Consider the following 23,135-nt stretch of genomic DNA (forward strand, 5'->3'; position numbering starts at 1 on the left):
TGCGAATGGCACCGGCACTGTGCCCTCGGACATTCGTCCGATACCGGCGCGCGCCTCGATTCGCGACAGTGGAGCCCTGTTCCAACCCCCTCCACTGTCCTCAGGAGCTTCCCCATGAACATCGCCCGCCGCCTCCTCGTTGCCGCCGCCGCGGCCTCCGCCCTCGCCGCCTCGGGCCTCGCGTCCGCGGCCACGCCGGCGCCGGCGCCGGCGCCGGCGCCGGCGCCGCAGCCCTCGGTCGTGATCGTCCATGGCGCCTTCGCCGACGGCTCGGACTGGGCCAAGGTGATCCCGCTGCTGCAGCGCGAAGGCGTGCAGGTCACCGCGGTGCAGAACCCGCTCAGCTCGCTGGCCGACGACGTCGCCGCCGCGCGCCGCGCGATCGACGCGCAGCCCGGCAAGGTGGTGCTGGTCGGCCACTCCTGGGGCGGCACGGTGATCACCGAGGCCGGCGCCGCGGACAAGGTCGCCGCGCTGGTCTACATCGCGGCCTTCGCGCCCGACGTCGGCCAGAACACCGCCGAGCAGGGCAAGGGTTTCCCGACGCCGTCCGGCCTGGCGCACTTCAAGGCCGACGCGCAGGGCTGGCTGAGCCTAACCCCCACCGGCATGCGCGACCACTTCGCGCAGGACCTGCCGGCCGCGACCACCGCCGTGATGACGGCGACGCAGGGGCCGATCCAGGCCAAGGCCTTCGAGCAGCCGGTGTCGGTCGCGGCCTGGAAGAGCAAGCCGTCCTGGTACCTGCTGGCCAGCGCCGACCGCATGATCGCGCCCGAGGCGCAGGCCGCGATGGCGCAGCGCGCCGGCGCCAAGGTGGCGCGGGTCGGCACCTCGCACGTGCCGCAGCAATCGCAGCCCGAAGCGGTCGCCAGGCTCATCCTGGACGCCGTCCGGCAATCCCGGTAAGGTCCGCGCCGACCGCGGGCCAGCCGGGCGCGCCGGACGCGCCCCTTGCGCGGCCCGCGGTGCGCTGGACCTCGCTCCTGGAATGCCGTGACCGCTGCTTCTCTTCCGATCTCTCCGTCAATCCCGTCGACGCCCTCCCCGACGCCGGCGGGTTCGCGCGTGCCGGTGCTCGATGCCGTGCGCGCGCTCGCCTTCGTCGGCGACCTCAGCATGGGCCAGCCGGTCGACCACTCGACCCGCGCCGCCTGGCTGGCGACCCGCATCGCCGAGGCCGCGCGGGCTGAAGGCCTCGCGCTCGGCCGCGATGCCGACGAGGCCCCCGGCCATGCGGCCTGCGTCGCGCTGCTGCGCTGGTCCGGCTGCACGGCCAACGCGCCGGAGTTCTCGGTGCTGATGGGCGACGACGTCGGCGGCCGCGACGCGATGCTCTCCAACGGCTCGGCCGCGGAGGCCTCGGCGCTGGCCGGCACGCTCGGCGACGCGGCGCTGATCCACTGCGAGGTCGCCGGCGAGATCGCCCGGCTGCTGGGCCTGCCCGTGGGCATCGAGCGCGCGATGCACCACCTCTTCGAAACCTGGGACGGCCGCGGCAAGCCCGCCGGCCTGCGCGGCGACGCGGTGCCGGCGGTCGTCTTCGCCGTGGCGCTGGCCGGCGACCTGGAGATCTTCAGCCGCGTCCACGGGCTGCCGGCGGCACTGCGGCACATCGCCGAGCGCGCCGACGCCAAGTACCCGCAGGCGCTGGTGGCGCTGTCCACGCGACACGCGGCCGACTGGATGGCGGCGCTCGACGAAGGCGCCCATGAGGCCGTGGGTGACGCCGCGATGGCGAGCTCGATGGCCGGCCCTGAACGCGGCGCCCAAGGTGCCCCCGGTCGGCGAGCGCCCGGCAACGCGCCCGACCTGAACGGCGCGCTGGCCGCGCTGCACACGCCGCTGGAGCTCGTCGCGGACGTCATCGATCTCAAGCTGCCCTGGATGACCGGCTTGTCGCGGCGCGTCGCGGAGGCCGCCCGCGCGGCCGGCGCCGCGCTCGGCCTGGACGAGCCGGCGCAGGCGCGGCTGCACCGCGCCGGGCTGCTGCATGGCATCGGACGGGCGTCGGTGCCCAACGCGCTGTGGAGCGAGGGCCGCCGCCTCGGCGAAGCCGATCGCGAGCGCCTGCGCTTGATGCCCTACTGGACCGGCCGCGCCGCCCGGCGACTGACCGCGCTGCAGGAGGAGGCCGAACTGGCGTCCTTCGTCGACGAGCGCATGGACGGTTCGGGCGCGTTCCGGGGCGCGTCCGGCGCGGCGATCCCCGTACCGGCGCGGGTGCTCGCGGCGGCGGCCGCCTGGGTCACCGCGCGCACCGCCCGGCCCGGTGCGCCGGCGCTGGACGTCGACGCGGCGCGCGCGGCTCTGCAGGTCGAAGTGGCGGCGGGCCGGCTCGATGCGCAGGCCACCGCGGCCGTCTGCGGCGCCGAACCGCGTCGCGTGACGCCCACCGCGCCCTCGCCCGCGACGGTCACGCTCTCCGCGCGCGAGACCGAGGTGCTCGCGCGCATCGCGATCGGCGAGAGCAACAAGGAAGCGGCCAAGGTCCTGGGCATCAGCCCGGCGACCGTGCGCACCCATCTGGAAAGCGCCTTCCGCAAGCTCGGCTGCAGCACGCGCGCCGCCGCGACGCTCAAGGCGATGACGATGGGTTTGCTGCCGGTCTGAGCGGCTCTCTCCCGGACCCGCGCGACACCGCTCAGCGCGGCGCGCCGGGGCCGACCTCGACCAGCCAGTCGCGGACCGCGGCGATCACCTCCGCGGGCCGGTCCTTGTGCGGCGAGTGTCCGCAGGCGGGGATCTCGAAGAGGCGCGTCCGCGGGACCGCGCGGGCGATGCCGCGGATCTGCTCGAGCGTGCCGTATTCATCGTCGACGCCCTGCATCGCCAGCAGCGGGCAGCGGATCGCGCGGATCTCCTCTACGATCGACCAGTCGCGGAACGCGGGGCTGAGCCAGCAGTCGCTCCAGCCGTGGAAGGGCGAGTCGGGGTCGTCATGGAAGCGCGCCAGGCGCTCGCGCAGCGGGCCACGCTCATAAGCCGCTACGGTGTCGCGGATGCCGTCGATGGAAAGCGACTCCACGACGATGTGCGGCGCCGCGACGATCGCGCCCGCGGTGGGCAGGCGGGCCGCATGCAGCAGCGCGATGGAGCCGCCGTCGCTGTGGCCGAAGAGCCAGGGCGGGGAGTCGATGCCCAGCCCGGCCAGCACCGCGGGCAGCACCTCATGGGCCTGGCGGTGGAGATAGTCCGGGGCCCAGCGCTCATCGGGGGGCCGCATCGTCGAGCGGCCATAGCCGGGCCGCGAGTACACCAGGCCGCGCAGGCCCAGGGCCTCGCACAGGCGGGCCGGGAAGTCGCGCCACATCGCGATCGACCCGAGCCCCTCGTGCAGGAACACCATCACCGGCGCCGGCGCGCCGGCCGGTCCGCGGGCGGTGTCGTTGACCCAGGCGTAGTCGATGTCGGTCGGCCGGCCGCGCCAGTCGATGCGCAGGCGCTGCGTCGTTGTCGTGCTGTCCATGGCGCGCATCTTAGGCAGGCCGGACGGTCCCCTGGACGCGCCAAAAGAAAAGGCCCCGGTCGTGAGACCGGGGCCGAAAGTTCGTCCGTCTGCAGAGGGAAAAGACGGACCATGCGAGAGAGAAGCATGAACAACGGAAGCTCGAATTCCGTTGTCAGGATCTACTGTACGGAGGTCCGCATCCGCGGGCACGAGGGCAACGGCGCATCGTCGCGGAGGACATCGCCCGATGCGGCTGTCAGGCGATCGCCTACAAGCCTCGCGGTCGCGCGCCCCTCGCTCCATGGTGCCTCGGCGCCCTTGCCTCGCCTTCAGTCCGCGGCGCCTGCGGGCGCCCCGGTGGCGCCGCGCTGCTGCGTCACGCCCAGCGCGCGGTTGGCGCTGATCGCCATGATCAGCGCGAAGAAGACCACGCAGGAGAGTCCCGCCGTCAGCGACGAGTGCTCCGCGATCATCCCGATCAGCGGCGGCCCGGCCATCATGCCCAGGTAACCCAGCGACGACACCGCCGCGATGCCGTGCGCCGCGCTGACACCCGGCACCTTGGACGCGGCGCTGAACAGCACCGGCACGACATTGGACAGCCCCAGGCCCACCAGCGCGAAGCCCAGCAGCCCCGCCGGCGCGACCGGCACCAGCAGCGCCGTGGCCATGCCGGCCGCGGCGAGCAGGCCGCTGGCGACCATCAGCGGCACCGGCGCGACACGCGCCCGCACCCAGTCGCCACCGAAGCGGCCCAGCGCCATGGCCAGGCTGAAGCTCGCGTAGCCCAGCGCCGAGACGCTGGCATCGCTGGCCCGCTCCTGCTTCATGAACAGCACGCTCCAGTCGTACATCGCGCCCTCGGCGATCAGCCCCAGCGCCGCCAGCGTGCCGATCAGCGCGAGCACGCCGCGCGGCAGGCTCAGCGGCTGCTTTTCGCCGGGCTCGGTCCGCATCTTCAGCATCGCCGCGCAGGCGGCAACGATCAGCGCCATGCCGACGCCGCAGGCCACCAGCAGATGCGTCTGCGGCGCCCAGCCCAGCAGCGGCAGCAGGCTGCCGACACCGGCCCCGACCATGCCGCCCAGGCTGAACATCGCATGGAAGCCGCTCATCAGCGGCCGCGCCGCGAGGTGCTCGATCTCCGTGGCCTCGGCGTTGATGGACACGTCGAAGAGACTCGCCGTCGCGCCGAACAGCGCCAGCAGCAGCACCAGTCCCAGGTAGGCGCTCGGCACGATGAGCAGCGAGACGCCCGCCGCGCACAGCACGCCGGTCACGCCCGCGACGCCGCGCGGGCCGAAGCGCGCCACGACCCGTCCCGCCTGCGTCAGCGCCAGCAGCGCGCCCACGCCCGAAGCCAGCATCGCGATCGCCAGCGACTGCTCGCCCAGGCCGTAATGCGCCTTCACCGTCGGCACATGCACGCCCCAGGTCGCGAACAACGCGCCGGAGACGAAGAACTGGATGCGCAGCGCCCAGGCGGCCGCCGACAGGCGGCGGGGCGTCGGCGCCGGGGCGCTCGAGGCGGAGGCCGTGGAGGAACTCGTGGAGGAGGTGTCGGCGGACATCTTCGGCAGGGCGTGAAGAGGCCGTTACTGTAGGCGGCGCGGCGTGGACCGCGCGCGAGGGTCGCCCCCCGGCGAGGGCGCACGAAGTCAGGCGCTCAGGACACCATGCCGCGCAGCGCGTTGAACAGCTTGCGCGGCTGCAGCGGCTTGAACAGCACCGTGTGGCCGCTCTCGGTGGCGCGGCGCAGTTCCTCGCGGCTGGTGTCGCCGGTGACCAGGATCGCCGGCACCTGCAGCGCGCAGAGCTCGCGCACCGCGCGGATCGCCGCGATGCCGTCGGGCCCGTCGCCAAGGTGCAGGTCGGACAGGATCAGGTCGGGCGGCATCGCCCGCGCCCGCACCGCATCCGCCGCCTCGCCCGCGGTCGCCGCGATGATGGTCTCGTAGCCCCATTCCTCGAGCAGCAGCTGCAGGCCGAGCCGGATCGACTCCTCGTCGTCGATCACCAGCACCGAGCGCGGTTCCATCACCGGCATCGGCACCGTGTCCGCGGCGGTGGTGAACTCGGGGATCTCGGGCAGCCCGCCCAGCGGGACGCTCAGGCGGAACATCGTCCCGCGTCCCGGCCGCGACGCCACCATCAGCCGGTAACCCAGCAGGTGCGCCAGGCGCTTGACGATCGCCAGCCCCATGCCCAGGCCCTGCGTGCGGCTGCGCTCGCTCTGGCCCACCTGGTAGAACTCCGCGAAGATCCGCGGCAGGTCGCTGGACTTGATGCCGATGCCGGTGTCCCAGACCTCCAGATTGAGGGACTCCTCGGTGGTGCGGGCCACCACGACCACCCCGCCCTCCTCCGTGTACTTGATCGCGTTCTGGATGAGGTTGCCCAGGATGCGCTCGAGCAGCTGCGGGTCGCTGGTCACCGACTTGCCGCCCGGCGAGAAGCGCAGGCCCAGGCCCGACGCCTCCGCCTGGCCGGCGTAATGCATGTGCAGGCGCCGGAACAGGTCACGCAGCGGGAAGTGCTGCAGGTTGGGCTCGACGGTGCCGGCGTCCAGCCGCGAGATGTCCAGCATCGCGTTGAAGGAGCGCTCCAGGCCCTCGATCGAGCGCATCACGTTGCGGATCAGCGGCTCCTCCTCGGTGCCCTGCAGCCGCCGCTCGAGGCTGGCCGCGAACAGCCCCAGCGCATGCACCGGCTGGCGCAGGTCGTGGCTCGCGATGGCCAGGAAGCGGCTCTTCTCCTGGTCGGCGCGGATGGCGCCGTCGCGGTCCTGCTCCAGCGTGCTGACGTGCAGGTCCTGTTCCATCAGCAGGCGCTTGGCGCGCTGCCAGCGGTAATGCTCCAGCAGCGCCAGGCCGCCGATCACCGCCGCGGCCAGGAACCACACCGGCCCGGCACCGGGTCGGGCCGCCGGATCGAACAGCCGCGCCACGCCCTCCGAGGCCGGCAGCAGCGCGATCACCGCCGCCCAGCGCCCCATCGGCGCGAGCAGCACGCCCACGACCGCCGCGGTCGCGGCCAGCAGCGGACCGGTGAGCAGGCCGCGCGATCCCGGCGATTCCGCCAGCCAGGGGTGCAGGCACAGCAGGCCCAGGCAGCCGGCGGCCTGCAGGTAGAGCAGGCGTCGCCCGTCCCGGTCACTGAAACCGGTGCGTGCGTCGACCTTGGCGCCGCGGTAGGACATCGAGCGCGCCGTGAAGACGCAGCCCACCGCCAGCGCGACCACGCCGATGATCCAGACGATCATCCCGGTCGTCGGCGTGCCGCGCAGCAGCGCCGACACCAGCGGCACCGCGACCGCGATCAGCAGCCACGGCCAGTGGCTCCAGGCCTCGTCGAAGCCGGCATCCTGCAGCCGGCGGGCGATCGCGCGGCGTTCGCGCCGGCGGCCTTCCTGCACGGCCTCGTCGGTCGCGGACGCGGCGCCGGCGACGGCCACGAACAGGCTGGGACGTGGCGCGCGCCGGGACCGCTTCTGGCGCGGGGGAGGCGCCGGCGGCTCCTCGTCCGGTGTCCCGCCCGACATCCCTCCCGAGGGTGGGCTCGTGGGCGTCGCGGCGGGGGGCGAGTTCATTGGGCCGGCGGCCCCGTGACCGCCGTCGCGGCAGGGCGGGCCGCCAGAAACGGCGCTCGCCGGCACGTCGTCGACGCCCGGCGAGTCGATGAGGATCTCGGTCGGCGGAAAGGTGGTGTCGGGCGCGCGTTCCTCGCCCGGGTGATCGCCTCGGTGAGCCGTGGCCACCTCGTCAGCGGAACAGGCTGATCATGTGCGAGCGCGACTTGACGTCCAGCGCCAGCAGCAGCGAGGACACGTAGTTCTTCACCGTGCCCAGCGACAGCTGCGTGGAGTTGCTGATCTCCTGGTTGCTGCAGCCGGACAGCACCAGCTCCAGGATCTCCAGGTGGCGCGGGCCCAGTTCGGCCACGCGGTCATACATGGCGGAGGACGGGAAGCGCGGGAACAGCGAGCCGGCCTGGGTCGAGCGATGGCGCTGGCCCTCGGCCAGCAGCGTGCGCAGCGTGCTGCGCATCTCGGCCATCAGCGCGCCCTTGGGCAGGTAGCCCACGGCGCCCAGCGCCCGCGCCTGGCGCACGACGAATTCATCCTGCGTGCCGCTGAACACGACGACGCGCGCGTCGGGGAAGGCCTCCATGAACTGGCGCAGACCCTGCAGGCCCTTGCAGTCGCCCAGGTTCAGGTCCAGCAGCACCGCGTCCACCGCGCCCCGCTCGCCATAGGCCAGCAGGCCTTCCTGCAGCGACGCGGCCTCGACCCATTCGATGTCGATCTCGTCCAGCGTCTGGTAGAGCGTGCGGATGCCCGCGCGCACGAGTTCGTGATCGTCGACCAGCAACACGCGGCGCTTGAGCGCGGGCATCGTGTAGCCGCCATTTCCTGCTGCCTCGAATGCACGGGCAACGGACACTGCTTCCATAGGGCCTCCCTTCTTTGACTGACCGATCGTCTCCGGTTCGGCCGTCGTCACCCTTTGATCACCGGAGAAGGCCCGCATGATAGGCCGATGGTCACTTGCGTCGCCCCCTCTTCAGGGGGAACCCTGAGGGGCTGCGCCCGAAACACTTGTGACGACATGTTGCTGGTGCAATTCGTCAACGTTGTCAGGCCCCTTCCCTATTTATAGGTCTTGGCCGGTCCACGCCACCCCCTATTCGGTGGGGACGCCCATCCGCCGCGCGGGCGATATCGGGGCCTGCCCTGATGCCGGAAATAGCATTGGCCAACTGGAAAATGTGATTGGCCGGGGATCACCCGGCTCCCTAGCATTTGCTCCGCTCGACAACAACCCCACGGCGGTTGTGGAGTCGCCCGGTCACCGGGTTGACACGCCAGAAAAACGACGGAGACAACATGAGCAAGATTCCCTTCGGGCTGCGGACCACCGTGGCCGCGGCCGCCCTCCTCGGGGCGGCGATCCAGGTCCAGGCGCAGAGCCAGCCCCCGGCCGACGAGAAGAAGTCGGACGACACCAAGCTGGAAACCGTGGTCGTGAGCGGCATGCGCCGCTCGGCCGAATCGGCGCAGACCATCAAGCAGAACAGCGACCAGGTGGTGGATTCCATCGTCGCCGAGGACATCGGCAAGTTCCCCGACAAGAACGTCGCCGAGATCCTGGGCCGCGTCACCGGCGTGCAGATCCAGCGCAACAACGGCGAAGCCAGCGGCGTGATCGTGCGCGGCCTGGGCGGCGTGGTGACGCTGCTCAACGGGCGCGAATTCTTCTCGGACTCGGGCCGCAGCCTGTACCTGTCGGACGTGCCCGCGACGATGCTCAAGCGCATCGACGTCTACAAGACGCAGGAGGCCTCGCTGCCCGAGGGCGGCACCGCCGGCGTCATCGACGTGCGTACCAACCGCCCGCTGGACTTCAAGGACGCGCAGCTGGTGCTGTCGGCCCGCGGCGAGCATCGCGACAAGGCCAAGACCAACAACCCGGACATCTCCGGCATGGCCTCCAACCGCTGGAAGACCGACCTGGGCGAGATGGGCGCGCTGATCGGCCTGTCCTACCAGCGCGGGCAGTACCACGACGAGACCGGCTTCGTCGGCAACCCGGAATCCATCGTCGTGCCGGGCCGCGCGAACCCGGTGCTGGGCACCGACTCGATGGGGCGCGTCTTCGCGCTGGGCGACCGCAAGCGCGTCGCCGGCAACTTCGCCCTGCAGTGGAAGCCCAACAAGGATTCGGAGATCTACCTCGAAGGCTTCGGCACCCGCATCGACCATCGCTATCAGCTGTCCTTCCTGGTGGGCGGCATCGGCATGTTCAACGACGGCGCCTGGCGCCCGGTGCCCGGCACCGTCATCACGACCAAGCCCGGCACCGACAACCTGGACACCGCGACCAACACCAACTACCCGGGCTGGGGCTTCACCTCCACGCAGGCCAAGCATGACGAGGTCGGCAACAACCAGCTGGCGCTGGGCGGCAACTGGCGACTCACCGACCGCCTCAAGGTCAGCACCGAACTGGCGCGCACCCGCAGCGTGATCGACTGGGTCAACCGCATCCTGGACACCGGCTACAGCCCGACCAGCACCGTCGCCGCGGTGCGAGGCGGTGGCGGCTACATCGACTACCCGGGCCTGGACCTGACCGACGCCGCGAACTTCCGCGTCAACGGCGGCGTCGACGTGCGCGGCCGCCGCGAAGGCAAGTCCACCGACTGGCGCGCCGATGCCGACTACGACATGGGCGACGGCTTCCTGAAGGAGCTCAGCACCGGCGTGCGCCTGGCCAAGCGCGACGCGATGTCGATCAACACCAACATGCCGTGGACGACCTCGTTCTCGGCGGTGGGCCAGACCCTGACCAACTTCCCCGGCATCTACGAGGTTTCGCCCAGGACCTACGGCGACTTCGGCGTGAAGCAGTACGTCTTCGCGTCCCGCGACTGGCTGCTCGACAACGGCGAGGCCTTCCGGCAGATGCTGACCGGCAGCACGGCGCTGACGCCGTACGACCCGATGACGCTCTTCGACGACACGGAGAAGACCAGCGCCCTCTACGGCCGCGCCAAGTTCGGCTTCGACGCTTGGGGCGTGCCGGTCTCCGGCGTCGCCGGCCTGCGCGTGGTCCGCACCGAGCAGACGCTGCGCGGCAACTCCCGCGACGCGTCGACCAACGTCATCACGCCGGTGCTGGTCGACACCTCGCGCACCGACACGCTGCCGACGCTGTCGCTGCGCGCCGACCTGACCCCGCGCCTGGTCAGCCGCCTGGTCTGGGGCAAGACGATCGAGCGTCCCAACTTCGTCGACTACAACCCGGGCCAGACCAACACGCCTCCCGGCGGCGGCGTCACCTTCGGCACCCTGGCCGGCGGCAACCCCAACCTGAAGCCGACCGAGTCCAACAACACCGACGTGGCGCTCGAGTACTACTTCGCCAAGACCGGCTCGGTCACCGGCACGGTCTTCGAGCACAAGTTCAAGAACCGCGTCATGACGCAGACGACGCAGACGACGATCAACGGCGTGCCCTACAACGTCACGCAGCCGATCAACGTCACCCGCGCCAACCTGCATGGCTACGAGCTGAGCTACCGCCAGTTCTACGACTTCCTGCCGGGCTGGCTGGGCGGTTTCGGCATGGAGGCCAACTTCACCTTCATGACGGGCAAGCAGACGCAGCCCGACGGCACCGACGGCCCCTTCCTCGGCCAGTCCAAGAAGGCCTACAACATCGTCGGCATGTACGAGCGCAACGGCATCTACGCGCGCCTGGCCTACAACTGGCGCGACAAGTTCCTGGCCGAGTCGCCGTACCGCAGCACCCAGCACCAGCTGTGGGTGGCGCCGCTCAAGACCCTGGACCTGTCGCTGGGCTACGAGCTGACCAAGCAGATGACGGTGTCGCTGGACGTGACCAACCTGCTCAATCAGGCCTATCACGACTACTTCGACAAGGACCCGTCGCTGGTGCGTGACGTGCGCTACTACGACCGCACCGTGGCCGTGGGCCTGCGCTGGAAGCTCTGATCCCGCCGCGATGCTCGACGACCCGCAAGTCCTGACCCCGCTGATCCCGCAGCGGGCCGATCCCCACCTGACCCGTCATGTGGACGGGGCCGGCCGCGCGCGCTACTTCTTCACCGCCTCGGTGCCGGAGTACGACCGCATCGAGCTGCGCGCCGCGGACGCGTGGCAGGACCTGCCCCACGCGACGCCGCGGGTGGTCTGGCGCAAGCCGGACACGGGGCGTTGGAGCGAGCTGATCTGGGCGCCGGAACTCCATTTCCGCCAGGGCGCCTGGTACCTCTACTTCGCGGCGGCGCCGAGCCGCGAGATCGTCGGCGGCCTGTTCCAGCACCGCATGTATGCGCTGCGGAACCGGTCGCCCGATCCGATGGCCGGCGAGTGGGAGTTCCTCGGGCAGATCGACACCGGCATGGACACCTTCTGCCTGGACGCGACGACCTTCGAGCATCGCGGCCAGCTCTACTACCTGTGGGCGCAGAAGGCGCTCGACATCCCGGGCAATTCCAACCTCTACATCGCGCCGATGCGCACGCCCTGGCAGCTGGCCGGCGCACCGGTGATGCTGAGCAAGCCGGAGTTCGACTGGGAATGCCGCGGCTTCCTGGTCAACGAGGGCCCGTCGGTGCTGCACAGCCACGGCAAGGTCTTCATCAGCTACTCGGCCAGCGCGACCGACGAGAACTACGCGATGGGCCTGCTGTGGATGGACGAGTCCGCCGATCCGATGGATCCGGCGAGCTGGACCAAGTCGCCGGCGCCGGTGCTGACCACGAGCCCCACCCAGCCGATCTTCGGCCCGGGGCACAACAGCTTCGCGCTGGACGAGGACGGCCGCACGGTACTGCTCGTCTATCACGCCCGCACCTACACCGAGATCGTCGGCGATCCGCTCTGGAACCCCGATCGCCACACCTTCGTCAAGCACCTGGGATGGACCGCGGACGGCATGCCCGACTTCGGCGACGCCGGATTGGCGTGATATCCGATTCGATATCGGAATCCCGGAAGTTTTGATTGGATCCGAATCACCTGTCTCCCTAGCATGGCTCACGGAGACATCACCCACTACCTGCAATGACCGAGGCCAAGAAGAAGATCAAGCTGCGTTCCGCCGAATGGTTCGGGACCCAGGACAAGAACGGATTCATGTACCGGTCCTGGATGAAGAACCAGGGCATCCCGGACCATGAGTTCGAGGGCAAGCCGATCATCGGCATCTGCAACACCTGGTCCGAGCTGACGCCGTGCAACGCGCACTTCCGCAAGCTGGCCGAGCACGTCAAGCGCGGCATCCTGGAAGCGGGCGGCTATCCGGTGGAGTTCCCGGTGTTCTCCAACGGCGAGTCCAACCTGCGCCCGACCGCGATGCTCACGCGCAACCTGGCCAGCATGGACGTCGAGGAATCGATCCGCGGCAACCCGATGGATGCCGTCGTGCTGCTGGTGGGCTGCGACAAGACCACGCCGGCGCTGCTGATGGGCGCGGCCAGCGTGGACCTGCCCACCATCGTGGTCACCGGCGGGCCGATGCTCAACGGCAAGCTGAACGGCAAGAACATCGGCTCGGGCACCGCCGTCTGGCAGCTGCACGAGCAGGTCAAGGCCGGCGAGATCTCGATGCACGACTTCATCGCCGCCGAGGCCGGCCATTCGCGCTCGGCGGGCACCTGCAACACGATGGGCACGGCCTCGACGATGGCCTGCATGGCGGAGTCGCTGGGCACCTCGCTGCCGCACAACGCCGCGATCCCGGCGGTCGACGCGCGCCGCTACGTGCTGGCGCACCTCTCCGGCATGCGCATCGTCGAGATGGTCTGGGAGGACCTGCGCCTGTCCAAGATCCTGACCCGCGAGGCCTTCGAGAACGCGATCCGCACCAACGCCGCGATCGGCGGCTCGACCAACGCGGTCATCCACCTGAAGGCGATCGCCGGCCGCATCGGCGTGCCGCTGGAGCTGGAGGACTGGACCCGCATCGGCCGCGGCACGCCCACGCTGGTGGACCTGCTGCCCTCGGGCCGCTTCCTGATGGAAGAGTTCTATTACGCCGGCGGCCTGCCCGGCGTGCTGCGCCGGCTCGGCGACAACGGCCTGCTGCCGCACAAGGACGCGCTGACCGTCAATGGCAAGACGCTCTGGCAGAACTGCCACGACGCACCGATCTATGACGAGGAAGTGATCCGCCCGATCGCCAAGCCCCTGATCGAGGACGGCGGCATCTGCGTGCTGCGCGGCAACCTCGCGCCGCGCGGCGCGGTGCTCAAGCCGTCGGCGGCGACGCCCGCGCTGATGCAGCATCGCGGCCGGGCCGTGGTGTTCGAGGACTTCGACGACTACAAGGCGCGGATCATGGATCCGAACCTCGAGGTCGACGCCGATTCCATCCTCGTCATGAAGAACTGCGGCCCGATGGGCTATCCCGGCATGGCCGAGGTCGGCAACATGGGCCTGCCGCCCAAGCTGCTGGCGCAGGGCATCAAGGACATGGTCCGCATCTCCGACGCCCGCATGAGCGGCACCGCCTACGGCACCGTGGTGCTGCACGTCGCGCCGGAGGCCAAGGCCGGCGGCCCGCTGGCGGTGGTGCGCGAGGGCGACTGGATCGAGCTCGACTGCGCCGCCAACCGGCTGCACCTGGACATCAGCGACGCGGAGCTGCAGGCGCGCCTGGCCGACTGGGCCGCGAAGCAGCAGCCCGATCCCGCGGACCAGAGCGGCTACCGCAAGCTCTATGTCCAGCACGTGCTGCAGGCCGACGAGGGCTGCGACTTCGATTTCCTGCGTGGCTGCCGCGGTTCCGCGGTGCCGCGGCACTCGCACTGACCGTGCGCGTGGACTGAAGAACGAAGGACCGGGAACGGTCCTTCGTCGTTTCGGCACCGCAGAGTGCCGACGAAACGATAACGACACCTGGAGACAAGCATGACCATGAAGAGGACGGCCTTTGGCCTGGCCGCGGGCGCCCTGCTCGCCTGGAGCGCGCACGCGGCCGATGTTCAGCTCACCGTCGATGCGGGCAAGCCCGGTCCGGTGATCCACCGCAATGTCTACGGCCAGTTCGCCGAGCATCTGGGCACCGGCATCTACGAAGGCATGTGGGTCGGGCCCGACTCCAAGATCCCCAACGTGCGCGGCTGGCGCAAGGACGTGGTGGGCGCGCTCAAGGCGCTGAAGGTGCCGCTGGTGCGCTGGCCCGGCGGCTGCTTCGCCGACGAGTACCACTGGCGCGAAGGCATCGGCCCGCGCGGCAAGCGGCCGGTCAAGGTCAACACGCACTGGGGCGGTGTCGCGGAGAACAACGCCGTCGGCACGCACGAGTTCTTCGACCTGGTCGAGCAGCTCGGCGCCGAGGCCTATGTCAACGGCAACCTGGGCACCGGCAGCGCGCAGGAGATGGCCGAGTGGCTGGAGTACATGACGGCCGAGGGCAACTCCACGCTGGCGCAGCTGCGCCGCAAGAACGGTCGCGACAAGCCGTTCAAGGTCAGCTACTTCGCCGTGGGCAACGAGGCCTGGGGCTGCGGCGGCAACATGACGCCGGAGTACTACGTCAACCAGTACCGCCAGGTCGCGACCTTCCTGAAGACGCCGGACAACAACCGTCCGAAGTTCATCGCCAGCGGCGGCAATGCCAACGACACGCGTTGGACCGAGGTGCTGTCGACGCAGAACATCAAGTTCAACTTCGACGCGATCGGCCATCACTACTACGTGTTCCCGAGCGGCAAGTGGGAAGGCAAGGGATCGGCGGCCGGCTTCAAGGAAGACGAGTGGATCTCGCTGCTGTCCTACACGCAGGACTTCGAGAAGACCGTCGCCGCCAACATCGCGGTCCTGGACAAGAACGACCCGCAGAAGCGCATCGGGCTCTACCTGGATGAATGGGGCAGCTGGTACGACCCGGAGCCGGGCACCAACCCGGGCTTCCTGGTCCAGCGCAACACGCTGCGCGACGCGGTCCTGGCCGCCCTGCACTTCCACATGTTCCATGCGCATGCGGACCGGGTGCACATGACCAACATCGCGCAGATGGTCAACGTGCTGCAGGCCATGATCCACACGGACAAGACCCGCATGGTGCTGACGCCCACGTATCACGCCTTCGCGCTGTACACGCCGTTCCAGGACGCGACCACGCTGCCGGCGACGCTGAGCGGCAACCCCGAGTACGCGCTGGCCGGCAAGTCGCTGCCGGCGGTGAGCGCGTCGGCCGCGCGCGGCAAGGATGGCAAGCTCTACCTGGCGCTGATCAACGTGAACCCGCGCGAGGCGCAGACGGTGAAGCTGGCCGTGCAAGGCGCCGCCGCGCGCCGCGCCGTCGGCCAGGTGCTGAGCGCCGAGGCCATGGACAGCGAGAACACCTTCGCCAAGCCCGAGGCCGTCAAGCCCAAGGCCTACGAGGCGCAAGCCAAGGACGGCGCGCTGAGCCTGCCGCTGCCGCCCAAGTCCATCGTCGTCGTCGCGCTGGAGGGCTGAGCATGAGCACCCTCAACAGACGCACCCTGCTCGCGCAGGGCGGCGCGGCGGCGCTCGTCCTGACCGGATGCGGCGGTGGTGGTGGCGGGTCGTCCAGCGTCGACGTCAGCGCGGCACCGGCGCCGAGTCCCGCGCCGGCTCCGGCTCCGGCCCCTGCGCCGGCTCCAGCACCCGCGCCCGCTCCGACGCAGGCCGCGATCCCGTTCACCGAGATCTCGGTGCACGATCCGTCGGTGATCCGCGTGGACGGCAGCTTCCTCGTGTTCGGCTCGCACCTCGCGGCGGCGAAGACCACCGACCTGATGAACTGGACGCCGGTCGCCGACGGCGTCAACGACGCCAATCCGCTGTTCAACAAGGTCACGACGGCGCTGGCCGACACCTTCGCCTGGGCGCAGGTGACCGACCTGTGGGCGCCCGATGTCGCGCGGCTCGACGACGGCAAGTTCCGCATGTACTACTGCGCCTGCAAGGGCGACTCGCCGCGCTCGGCGCTGGGCGTGGCGATCGCGGACGCGGTCACCGGGCCCTACGTGAACCAGCAGATCCTGCTGAAGTCCGGCCAGTGGGGCCTGCCCAGCGAGGACGGCACGATCTACGACGCCACCGTGCATCCCAACGTAGTCGATCCGAACGTCTTCAAGGACGCCTCCGGTCGGCTCTGGATGGTCTACGGCTCGTACTCGGGCGGGCTCTTCATCCTGGAGCTCGACAAGACGAGCGGCCTGCCGCTCGCGGGCCAGGGTTACGGCAAGCACCTGATGGGCGGCAACCATGCGCGCATCGAGGGCGCCTACGTGCTCTACAGCCCGGCCTCGCAGTACTACTACCTGTTCTGCAGCTTCGGCGGGCTGGACGCCAACGGCGGCTACAACCTGCGGGTGTCGCGCTCGCGCAATCCCGATGGCCCATATCTGGACGGACGCGGCACCGACATGGCCACCGTCAAGGGCGCCGCGGGCACGCTGTTCGACGACGCCAGCATCGCGCCGCACGGACAGAAGCTGATGGGCGGCCACCAATGGAGCCTGGCGGCCGGAGAGACGGGCACGCCGCTGGGCTACGTCTCGCCGGGGCACAACTCGGCCTACTTCGACGCGGGCACCGGGCAGTACTTCCTGATCTTCCACACCCGGTTCCCGGGCACCGGCGAACTGCACCAGGTCCGCGTGCACGAGATGTTCCTCAACGCCGACGACTGGCTGGTCGCCGCGCCCTTCCGCTACGCGCCCCTGTCACTGGCGACGCCAGCGGTGACGGCCGCGGTCGGCCCCGCCGAGACGGCGGGCAGCTATCAGCTGATCAACCACGGGCTCGACATCACGGCCGTGTCCAAGACCGCCACCGCGGTGAAGCTCGGCGGCGATGGCACGGTCAGCGGCGGCGCGAGCGGGACCTGGACGCACCAGGGCAACAACCGCATCAGCCTGACGCTGAGCGGCAGCGGGACCGCGGGCGGGACCTTCGCCGGCGTGCTGTCGCGGCAGTGGAACTCCAAGGCCGGGGCCTTCGTCGTGACCTTCACTGCGCAGTCGAGCGGCGGCGTGTCGCTCTGGGCCGCGCGCGCGGGCGACTGATGCGGCGCGACTTCCTGCGCCAGTGCGCCTGCGGCGTCGCGAGCGCGGCCGGAGCGGCGATGGGCGGCCCGGGCCGCGCGCTCCTCGGTCCCGCCTTCGGCGCGCTGCTTGCGACGGATGCGATGGCCCACGCCGGCGCGACGCCGGCGTCCGCCCCCGAGGACGCCGCTTCCGCGATCACACGGCGCCACGCGACCGAGGCCATGTCGACCGCCGCCCGCGTGCCGCTGTCGCAGGTGCGGCTGCTCGACGGCCCGCTGAAGGCGGCGCAGGACGTCGACCAGCGCTACCTGATGGCGCTCGATCCGGACCGGCTGCTCGCGCCCTTCCGGCGCGAGGCCGGCCTGCCGCAGCCCAAGCCGTCCTACGGCAACTGGGAGAGCAGCGGCCTGGACGGTCACATGGGCGGGCACTACGTGTCGGCGCTGGCGATGATGGCGGCGTCCACCGGCGACCCGCAGGTGCATCGACGGCTCGTCGAGGTGCTGCGCGAGCTCCGCCAGTGCCAGCTCGCCCATGGCGACGGCTACCTCGGCGGCATCCCCGACGGCAAGGCCGCCTGGCGCGAGGTCGCGCGCGGCGAGCTCAAGGTCGACAGCTTCTCCGTCAACGGGCGCTGGGTGCCTTGGTACAACCTGCACAAGACCTTCGCCGGCCTGCGCGACGCGTGGCAGCTGACGCAGGAGCCGCTGGCGCGCGAGATGCTGATCGACCTGGGCGCCTGGGCGCTGGCCCTGCTCGAGCCGCTGAGCGACGCGCAGCTGCAGGACTTGATGCGCGCCGAGCACGGCGGCATGAACGAGGTCTTCGCCGACATCGCCGCGATGAGCGGCGGCGCGCGTTACCTGCGCCTGGCCGAGCGCTTCTCGCACCGCGCGATCCTCGATCCGCTGCGCGAGCCTCGCGACGCGCTGACCGGGCTGCATGCCAATACGCAGATCCCCAAGGTGATCGGCTTCGCCCGCATCGCCGAGGAGCGCGACCCCGGCGCGGCGGACAAGGACTGGCTGGCGCCCGCGCGCTTCTTCTGGACCACGGTGCGCGAGCGCCGCAGCGTCGCCATCGGCGGCAACAGCGTCAGGGAGCATTTCCATCCGCTGACCGACTTCCAGCCCATGCTCGACGAGGTGGAAGGTCCCGAGACCTGCAACACCTACAACATGCTCAAGCTCACCGAGCTGCTGCACGCGCACGCGGCCGGCGACGAGGAGCGCGCACGCTACGCCGACTACTACGAGCGCGCGCTGTTCAACCATGTGCTCGCGTCGCAGCATCCGGCGGGCGGCTTCGTCTACTTCACGCCGATGCGGCCCAACCACTACCGGGTGTACTCGCAGGTCGATCTCGGCATGTGGTGCTGCGTCGGCTCGGGGCTGGAGAGCCACGCGCGGCATGGGCAGTTCATCTACACGCGCGACGAGGGATCGAATGCCGAGGGCGCGCCGGTGCTGTTCGTCAACCTGTTCGTGGCCTCGTCCCTCGACTGGCGCGAGCGGGGCCTGCGGCTGACGCAGCGCACGCGCTTCCCCGACGAGGCGACGACGCGCATCGTCATCGACGAAGCGCCAACGCAGGCCCGCTTCACGCTGAAGATCCGGCATCCGGGATGGCTCGCGCCGGGCGCGCTCCGGGTCAAGGTCAACGGCGAAGCGCTTGCCCTGAGCGCCGCGGACCGACAGCCGGGCGGCTATGTCGCGCTGACGCGCGACTGGCGCGCCGGCGATGTCGTCGAGGTCCGCCTGCCGATGCGCACGACGCTCGAGGCCCTGCCCACGCGCAGCGACTTCGTCGCGGTGCTGCACGGCCCGATCGTGCTCGCGGCGCGGACCACGCCGATCGCCGGCGAGCGGCTCGAGTACCGGGCCGGCGAGGCGCGCATGGACCACGTCGCGCAGGGCGCGCTCGTGCCGCTGGCGCAGACGCCGCAGTTCGTCACCGCGAAGGCGGACTTCGGCGGACGGCTCGCGCCGGTGCCGGGTCGCTCGCTGAGCTTCAGCGCCGGCTCGCTGCTGCAGGGACCGGATGGCGCGCCGATGCCGGACCTGGTGCTCGAGCCCTTCTTCCGCGTGCATGACTCGCGTTATGTCCTGTACTGGCCCTGCAGCACGCCGGCCGAGGCGAAGGCGCGCCGCGAGCGACTGGCCCTGGAAGAGCGCGAACGGCTGGCGTTGCAGGCCCGCACCGTCGATGCGGTCGCGCCCGGCGAGCAGCAGCCCGAGAGCGACCACGGCTTCGCTGGCGAGGGCGTCGAGACCGGCCTCAACAAGGGCCGCCGCTGGCGTCACGCGACGGCGTGGTTCAGCTATCGCCTGAACGACCCCAAGCGCGAGGGCCGGCTGCTGCGGCTGGCCTTCTCGGCGCTGGATGATGGCCGCCGGTTCTCGGTCTGGGTCAACGACCGGCGGCTGGCGGATCTGACGCTGCGCGCGGACGAGGCCACCGACCGGGCTCCGGGCGCGGAGATCTACAGCCGCGACTTCCCGTTGCCCGAGGACTGGCCGCGAGCGGCGGACGGCGCCGTGCGGGTGCGATTGGTTGCGGAGCCCGGCTCGATCGCCGGCGGGCTCTACGACCTGCGGCTGTTGCGGGCCACCGCGCCGGCGCACTGACGGTGCACTGACGGCACTTCCAGGCGCTCAGACGGCTCGGACGACCCAGGCGGCCCGATCGGATCGAGCGGATCGGACAACCGGGGGCGACCGGGGGGCGAGAACGGGTCGATTCGCGGCGACAGATTGCCGCAAGGTTGCGGCGGGGACCTCTTCCTAGAATCCCGCAACCTGTTTTCGTCCATGCGCCGCTCCGTCCCTTGCCCGCCCGCGCGCGGCGCCGCCGCCCTCCGCTGCGCCGCGCGAGCCACCCTCCCCTTGCTTGGCGCCGGCCTCATGGCCGGCTCGGCGGGATGCTGGGCCGCCGGCAGCCTCGTGTTGATGGACGCACCGCCCGAGGCCGCGAGCTGGTCCGGCGGGGCGACCGCCCACAGCTGGCCGTCGGCGCCGGGTAGCCGCTCGCGCAGTGACGACCTCCTGCCGGCGCTGGAATACCTCGCGCCCAGCGGCGCCTTCGTGTCGACCGACCTGGGCATCGGCTGGAACCTCGTGCCGCTGCTCGCCGGCGCCGAGGCCGCCAGGACCTGGCAGGTCGGCGCCCGGCTCTGGCCGCAGTTCGGCCGCCCGTCGCGGTTCACGCCAAACGGCATCGACCGGCTGGGCCCGCGCGTCACCACCGAGGCCTTCGCCAACGTCCAGGCGACGCCGTGGCTGCTGCTGCAATCGGGCCTGTCGTGGGGCAGCGCACGTCATCACGACGGGCAGTTGCTGGAGCTCGGCATCACCTCCGGCCTCCCCGTCGGCGAGGACCTGATCGCGGTGACGCTGGCGGCGACCGCGGCCAACGGCGCGCACCTGCGCAGCAGCTACGGCGTCGGTCCCGGCGAGTCGCTCGCCAGCGGCCTGCCCGAGTGGCGCCCGCGCGCCGGGATGATGGACTGGAGCGTGGCGCTGAGCGGTGAGCACAAGTTCTCCGAGCGCTGGTCCGTCAGCGGGCAGTGGCTGAACGCGCGCCTGGTCGGCGACGCGGCGCGGTCACCGCTGACGAACTCGAAGTCGCAGCAGACCTTCAGCCTGAGCCTGTGGCATCGCTTCTGAGCAATCGCAGGTCCGCTCCCGCCGCCCCTCGTTACTGCCCCTCATCACCGCTCGCCGTCACTGCTTCCGTCACCGCGCCTGTCACCGACTGCCGCCACCGCCAGCCATGCATCGCGTTCTCCTCATCGCCGTCCCGCTGTTCGGGCTCTGCATCGCGCTCGAATGGCTGTGGGGCCGGCTCACCGGCCGCGACAACTACCGGCTGCCCGATGCGATCAGCAGCCTCAGCCAGGGCGTGCTGAGTCTGGCGGTGGCGGCAGTAACCCCGCTGTTCCAGAGCGGCCTGTACGCCTGGGCTCTGCCGCACCTGGCGCTGCTGCCGTCCTCGACCTGGTCGGGCGCATGGGGCTGGGCGACCGCGATCGTGGTCTACGACTTCTGCGACTACTGGCTGCATCGCGTCAGCCACGAGAGCGCGCTGTTCTGGGCCGCGCATGCGGTGCATCACCAGAGCGAGCATTTCAACCTCACGACCGCGCTGCGCCAGGAGAGCTTCTACGCGGTGATGGGCGCGCCCTTCTTCCTGCCGATGGCGCTGCTGGGCCTGCCGGTGGACCTGTACCTGGGCGCCGGGCTGTTCGTGCTGCTGTACCAGTTCTGGATCCACACCGAGCACATCGGCCGCCTCGGCTGGCTCGACCGCGTGTTCTCGACGCCCTCCAACCACCGGGTGCACCACGCGGTGAATCCTGGCTACCTGGACAAGAACTACGGCGCGGTGCTGGTGATCTGGGACCGGATGTTCGGCACCTTCGCCGAGGAGACCGAGCGCTGCGTCTACGGGACGGTCAAGCCGCTGCGCAGCTGGTATCCGCTGCAGGCCGTCGGGCAGTTCTATGGCGAGCTGCTCCACCGCGCGCGGGCCACGCCGCGCTGGTTGGATCGGGCGCGGCTGTTGTTCAAGTCGCCCGGCTGGGCGCCGCCCGGACTTGCGCCCTTCGCGCCTCCGGACGAAGCCCGGCTGCGACAGCCGCGTTTTGATCCGCCGGTCAGCTTGCTCGACAAGATCCGCGCGACCAGCCTGCTGCTCGTGACGGCGGTGGCGTCGGCGGTCTGGCTCGACATCAGCGACGAGCTCGGCGAGGGCCGCAACCTCCTCGCGGCGGCCGTGATCGCGATCGGCCTGTCGGCCGCGGGCGCGATGCTGTCGCGTGGTGCGGCGGAGCCTCGCCGGACAGCGCGGTGGCTGGCGTGGGGGATCTACCTCGGCGCGATGGTCGCTTGCGGGGGATTGATCGCGGTGATCACGGCAATCGCGTCGAAGGTCTGACGGCGACGCGCCGTGATCGGCGCGCTGCCGTCGCAGGCCTCGTTCGAAAGCGCTCAGTTGTGCTCAGCTGTGCGGCCAGCCCAGGGCTGCCAACGCGTCGTCGTAGTCCTCAGTCGAGGCCGCGTCGAGCCGGGCGGTGTCGGCTTGTTGGCCGAGCGATGCAAGGCAAAGCAGCGTCGCGCCGCCGAAGGCGATCAGATCCTCTGCCGCAGCCACCGGGGCGTCGTGGCCGAGCGCCCGCGACAGGCGCTGGCGCAGCCGGTGACAGACGTAGGTCGACACGACGGCGCCCACCGTGCCGGCCAGCGCCGCCGGCCATGAACGCCCACCCGCCAGCGCGGCACCGGAGATCGCGCCGCTGATCGCGCGCGCGGCGAGGCCGGGCGGATCGGTGCGATCGGGCGTCGACGGCAGCTTGTCGACGATCAGCTCGCCGAGGGCCATCGGCGTGGTCAGCGCCACCGCGGGCGTCGTGCCGAGCATCGCCAGCGGGGAGTCCTTCAGGTCGATCCAACCGAGCCTGGCCGCCCAGCTCGCGGTCACCAGCGGCGCGCTGGTGCGCGGCCCCGCGGTCGCACCGAGCAGGAAGGCCATGGCCAGCGTCCGGCGCGAGTCCGCCACCGGGCGGGTGACGATCGCGACACGTCGCGCCTTCGCCTGGCGGATCGCCGCCGCGCCGGCTCGCGCATCGCCGAAGAGCCGGCGGAAGCAGCGGCGGGCGGACTCGGTGAACGCGCCGTAGACGAGGTGCGAGACATACGAATAGGGATGCGACTGGACCGGCGCCCGCGTGACCGGATCGCCAAAGCGCATGGCGGGCACCAGGCCCTCGTCCAGCAGCGTCGCGGTGGCGATGCCGAAGGCAGCGCCCCGCCCCCAGGCGGCCAGCGGCCGGCGTTCCGCCACGGCGCCGTAGAGGCCGCCGACCAGCGATCCCACCGCGTAGTGCACCGCCTCGCCCGCCGCCGGCCGATGGCGTGACGGCAGCCGGCGGCCGCCCAGGCGGGCGAGCCGATCGGCGGCCCGCTCGGTGGAGGGCCAGCCGCGCACGCCGGAGGTGATGCCCACGCGCGCGAGCAGGTCCTGGAACGCCGTCATCGCCGCGGCGCCGATCAGTCCGCCGGCCAGGCCGGCCGCGGCGCCCAGCGGAAGGTCGGAACGACAGGGAGGTGACGTGTTCATGGGGACTCCTTGGCTG

15 protein-coding genes are annotated in these 23,135 nt (G+C 71.0%); 10 read left to right on the plus strand and 5 right to left on the minus strand.

All coding sequences use genetic code 11. The features are described 5' to 3' along the window. Positions 1-114 precede the first annotated feature (114 nt). Together BM393_RS10425 and BM393_RS10430 are read left to right on the plus strand one after the other, a co-directional pair. The gene (locus BM393_RS10425) at positions 115-909 is read left to right on the plus strand and encodes an alpha/beta fold hydrolase (RefSeq protein ID WP_091724697.1); all 795 of its coding nucleotides are present in this window, start codon (positions 115-117) and stop codon (positions 907-909) included. Positions 910-1,068: 159 nt separating this feature from the next. Then, positions 1,069-2,613, plus strand: coding sequence for an HD domain-containing phosphohydrolase (locus BM393_RS10430; protein ID WP_310732149.1), 1,545 nt, complete (start codon positions 1,069-1,071; stop codon positions 2,611-2,613). A 31-nt stretch (positions 2,614-2,644) separates the two neighbouring features. On the opposite strand, the gene BM393_RS10435 is transcribed toward BM393_RS10430, so the two are convergent. From BM393_RS10435 to BM393_RS10450, 4 genes are all read right to left on the minus strand, one after another. Next, positions 2,645-3,478, minus strand: coding sequence for an alpha/beta fold hydrolase (locus tag BM393_RS10435; protein ID WP_404932562.1), 834 nt, complete (start codon positions 3,476-3,478; stop codon positions 2,645-2,647). A gap of 302 nt (positions 3,479-3,780) precedes the next feature. Beyond that, complete coding sequence (locus BM393_RS10440) at positions 3,781-5,022, minus strand: MFS transporter (protein ID WP_091724698.1); 1,242 nt, start codon at positions 5,020-5,022, stop codon at positions 3,781-3,783. A gap of 95 nt (positions 5,023-5,117) precedes the next feature. Next, a complete protein-coding gene (locus tag BM393_RS10445; RefSeq protein WP_175538276.1) occupies positions 5,118-6,905 on the minus strand; it encodes an ATP-binding protein in 1,788 nt (595 codons plus the stop codon). A gap of 307 nt (positions 6,906-7,212) precedes the next feature. Next, the gene (locus BM393_RS10450) at positions 7,213-7,902 is read right to left on the minus strand and encodes a response regulator transcription factor (protein ID WP_217648414.1); all 690 of its coding nucleotides are present in this window, start codon (positions 7,900-7,902) and stop codon (positions 7,213-7,215) included. A gap of 434 nt (positions 7,903-8,336) precedes the next feature. Here BM393_RS10450 and BM393_RS10455 point away from each other — a divergent pair, with 434 nt between their 5' ends. From BM393_RS10455 to BM393_RS10490, 8 genes are all read left to right on the plus strand, one after another. Then, complete coding sequence (locus tag BM393_RS10455; RefSeq protein WP_091724701.1) at positions 8,337-10,967, plus strand: TonB-dependent receptor; 2,631 nt, start codon at positions 8,337-8,339, stop codon at positions 10,965-10,967. 10 nt (positions 10,968-10,977) lie between these two features. Then, positions 10,978-11,946, plus strand: a complete 969-nt coding sequence (locus BM393_RS10460) for a family 43 glycosylhydrolase (protein WP_091724702.1) — start codon at positions 10,978-10,980, stop codon at positions 11,944-11,946. A gap of 95 nt (positions 11,947-12,041) precedes the next feature. Then, positions 12,042-13,790 (plus strand): IlvD/Edd family dehydratase, encoded by a 1,749-nt coding sequence (locus BM393_RS10465; protein WP_091724703.1) that lies wholly within the window; start codon positions 12,042-12,044, stop codon positions 13,788-13,790. 99 nt (positions 13,791-13,889) lie between these two features. Continuing rightward, a complete protein-coding gene (locus tag BM393_RS10470; RefSeq protein ID WP_310732150.1) occupies positions 13,890-15,443 on the plus strand; it encodes an alpha-N-arabinofuranosidase in 1,554 nt (517 codons plus the stop codon). A 2-nt stretch (positions 15,444-15,445) separates the two neighbouring features. Next, entirely contained in the window at positions 15,446-17,020 is a 1,575-nt protein-coding gene (locus BM393_RS10475; RefSeq protein WP_091724704.1) for a glycoside hydrolase family 43 protein, read from the plus strand. After that, positions 17,020-19,629, plus strand: coding sequence for a glycoside hydrolase family 127 protein (locus BM393_RS10480; protein ID WP_254783335.1), 2,610 nt, complete (start codon positions 17,020-17,022; stop codon positions 19,627-19,629). The genes BM393_RS10475 and BM393_RS10480 overlap by 1 nt, the downstream gene beginning before the upstream one ends. Positions 19,630-19,950: 321 nt before the next feature. After that, the gene (locus tag BM393_RS10485; protein WP_175538277.1) at positions 19,951-20,667 is read left to right on the plus strand and encodes a MipA/OmpV family protein; all 717 of its coding nucleotides are present in this window, start codon (positions 19,951-19,953) and stop codon (positions 20,665-20,667) included. A 106-nt stretch (positions 20,668-20,773) separates the two neighbouring features. Next, on the plus strand, positions 20,774-21,937 hold the full coding sequence (locus BM393_RS10490) for a sterol desaturase family protein (protein ID WP_091724706.1): 1,164 nt from the start codon (positions 20,774-20,776) through the stop codon (positions 21,935-21,937). 63 nt (positions 21,938-22,000) lie between these two features. Here BM393_RS10490 and BM393_RS10495 read toward each other — a convergent pair whose 3' ends face one another. Beyond that, positions 22,001-23,119: a DUF4126 family protein gene (locus BM393_RS10495; RefSeq protein ID WP_091724707.1), complete on the minus strand. Its 1,119-nt coding sequence runs from the start codon at positions 23,117-23,119 to the stop codon at positions 22,001-22,003. Positions 23,120-23,135: the final 16 nt, after the last annotated feature.

Source organism: Mitsuaria sp. PDC51, from assembly GCF_900113225.1.
Taxonomy (GTDB): domain Bacteria; phylum Pseudomonadota; class Gammaproteobacteria; order Burkholderiales; family Burkholderiaceae_C; genus Roseateles.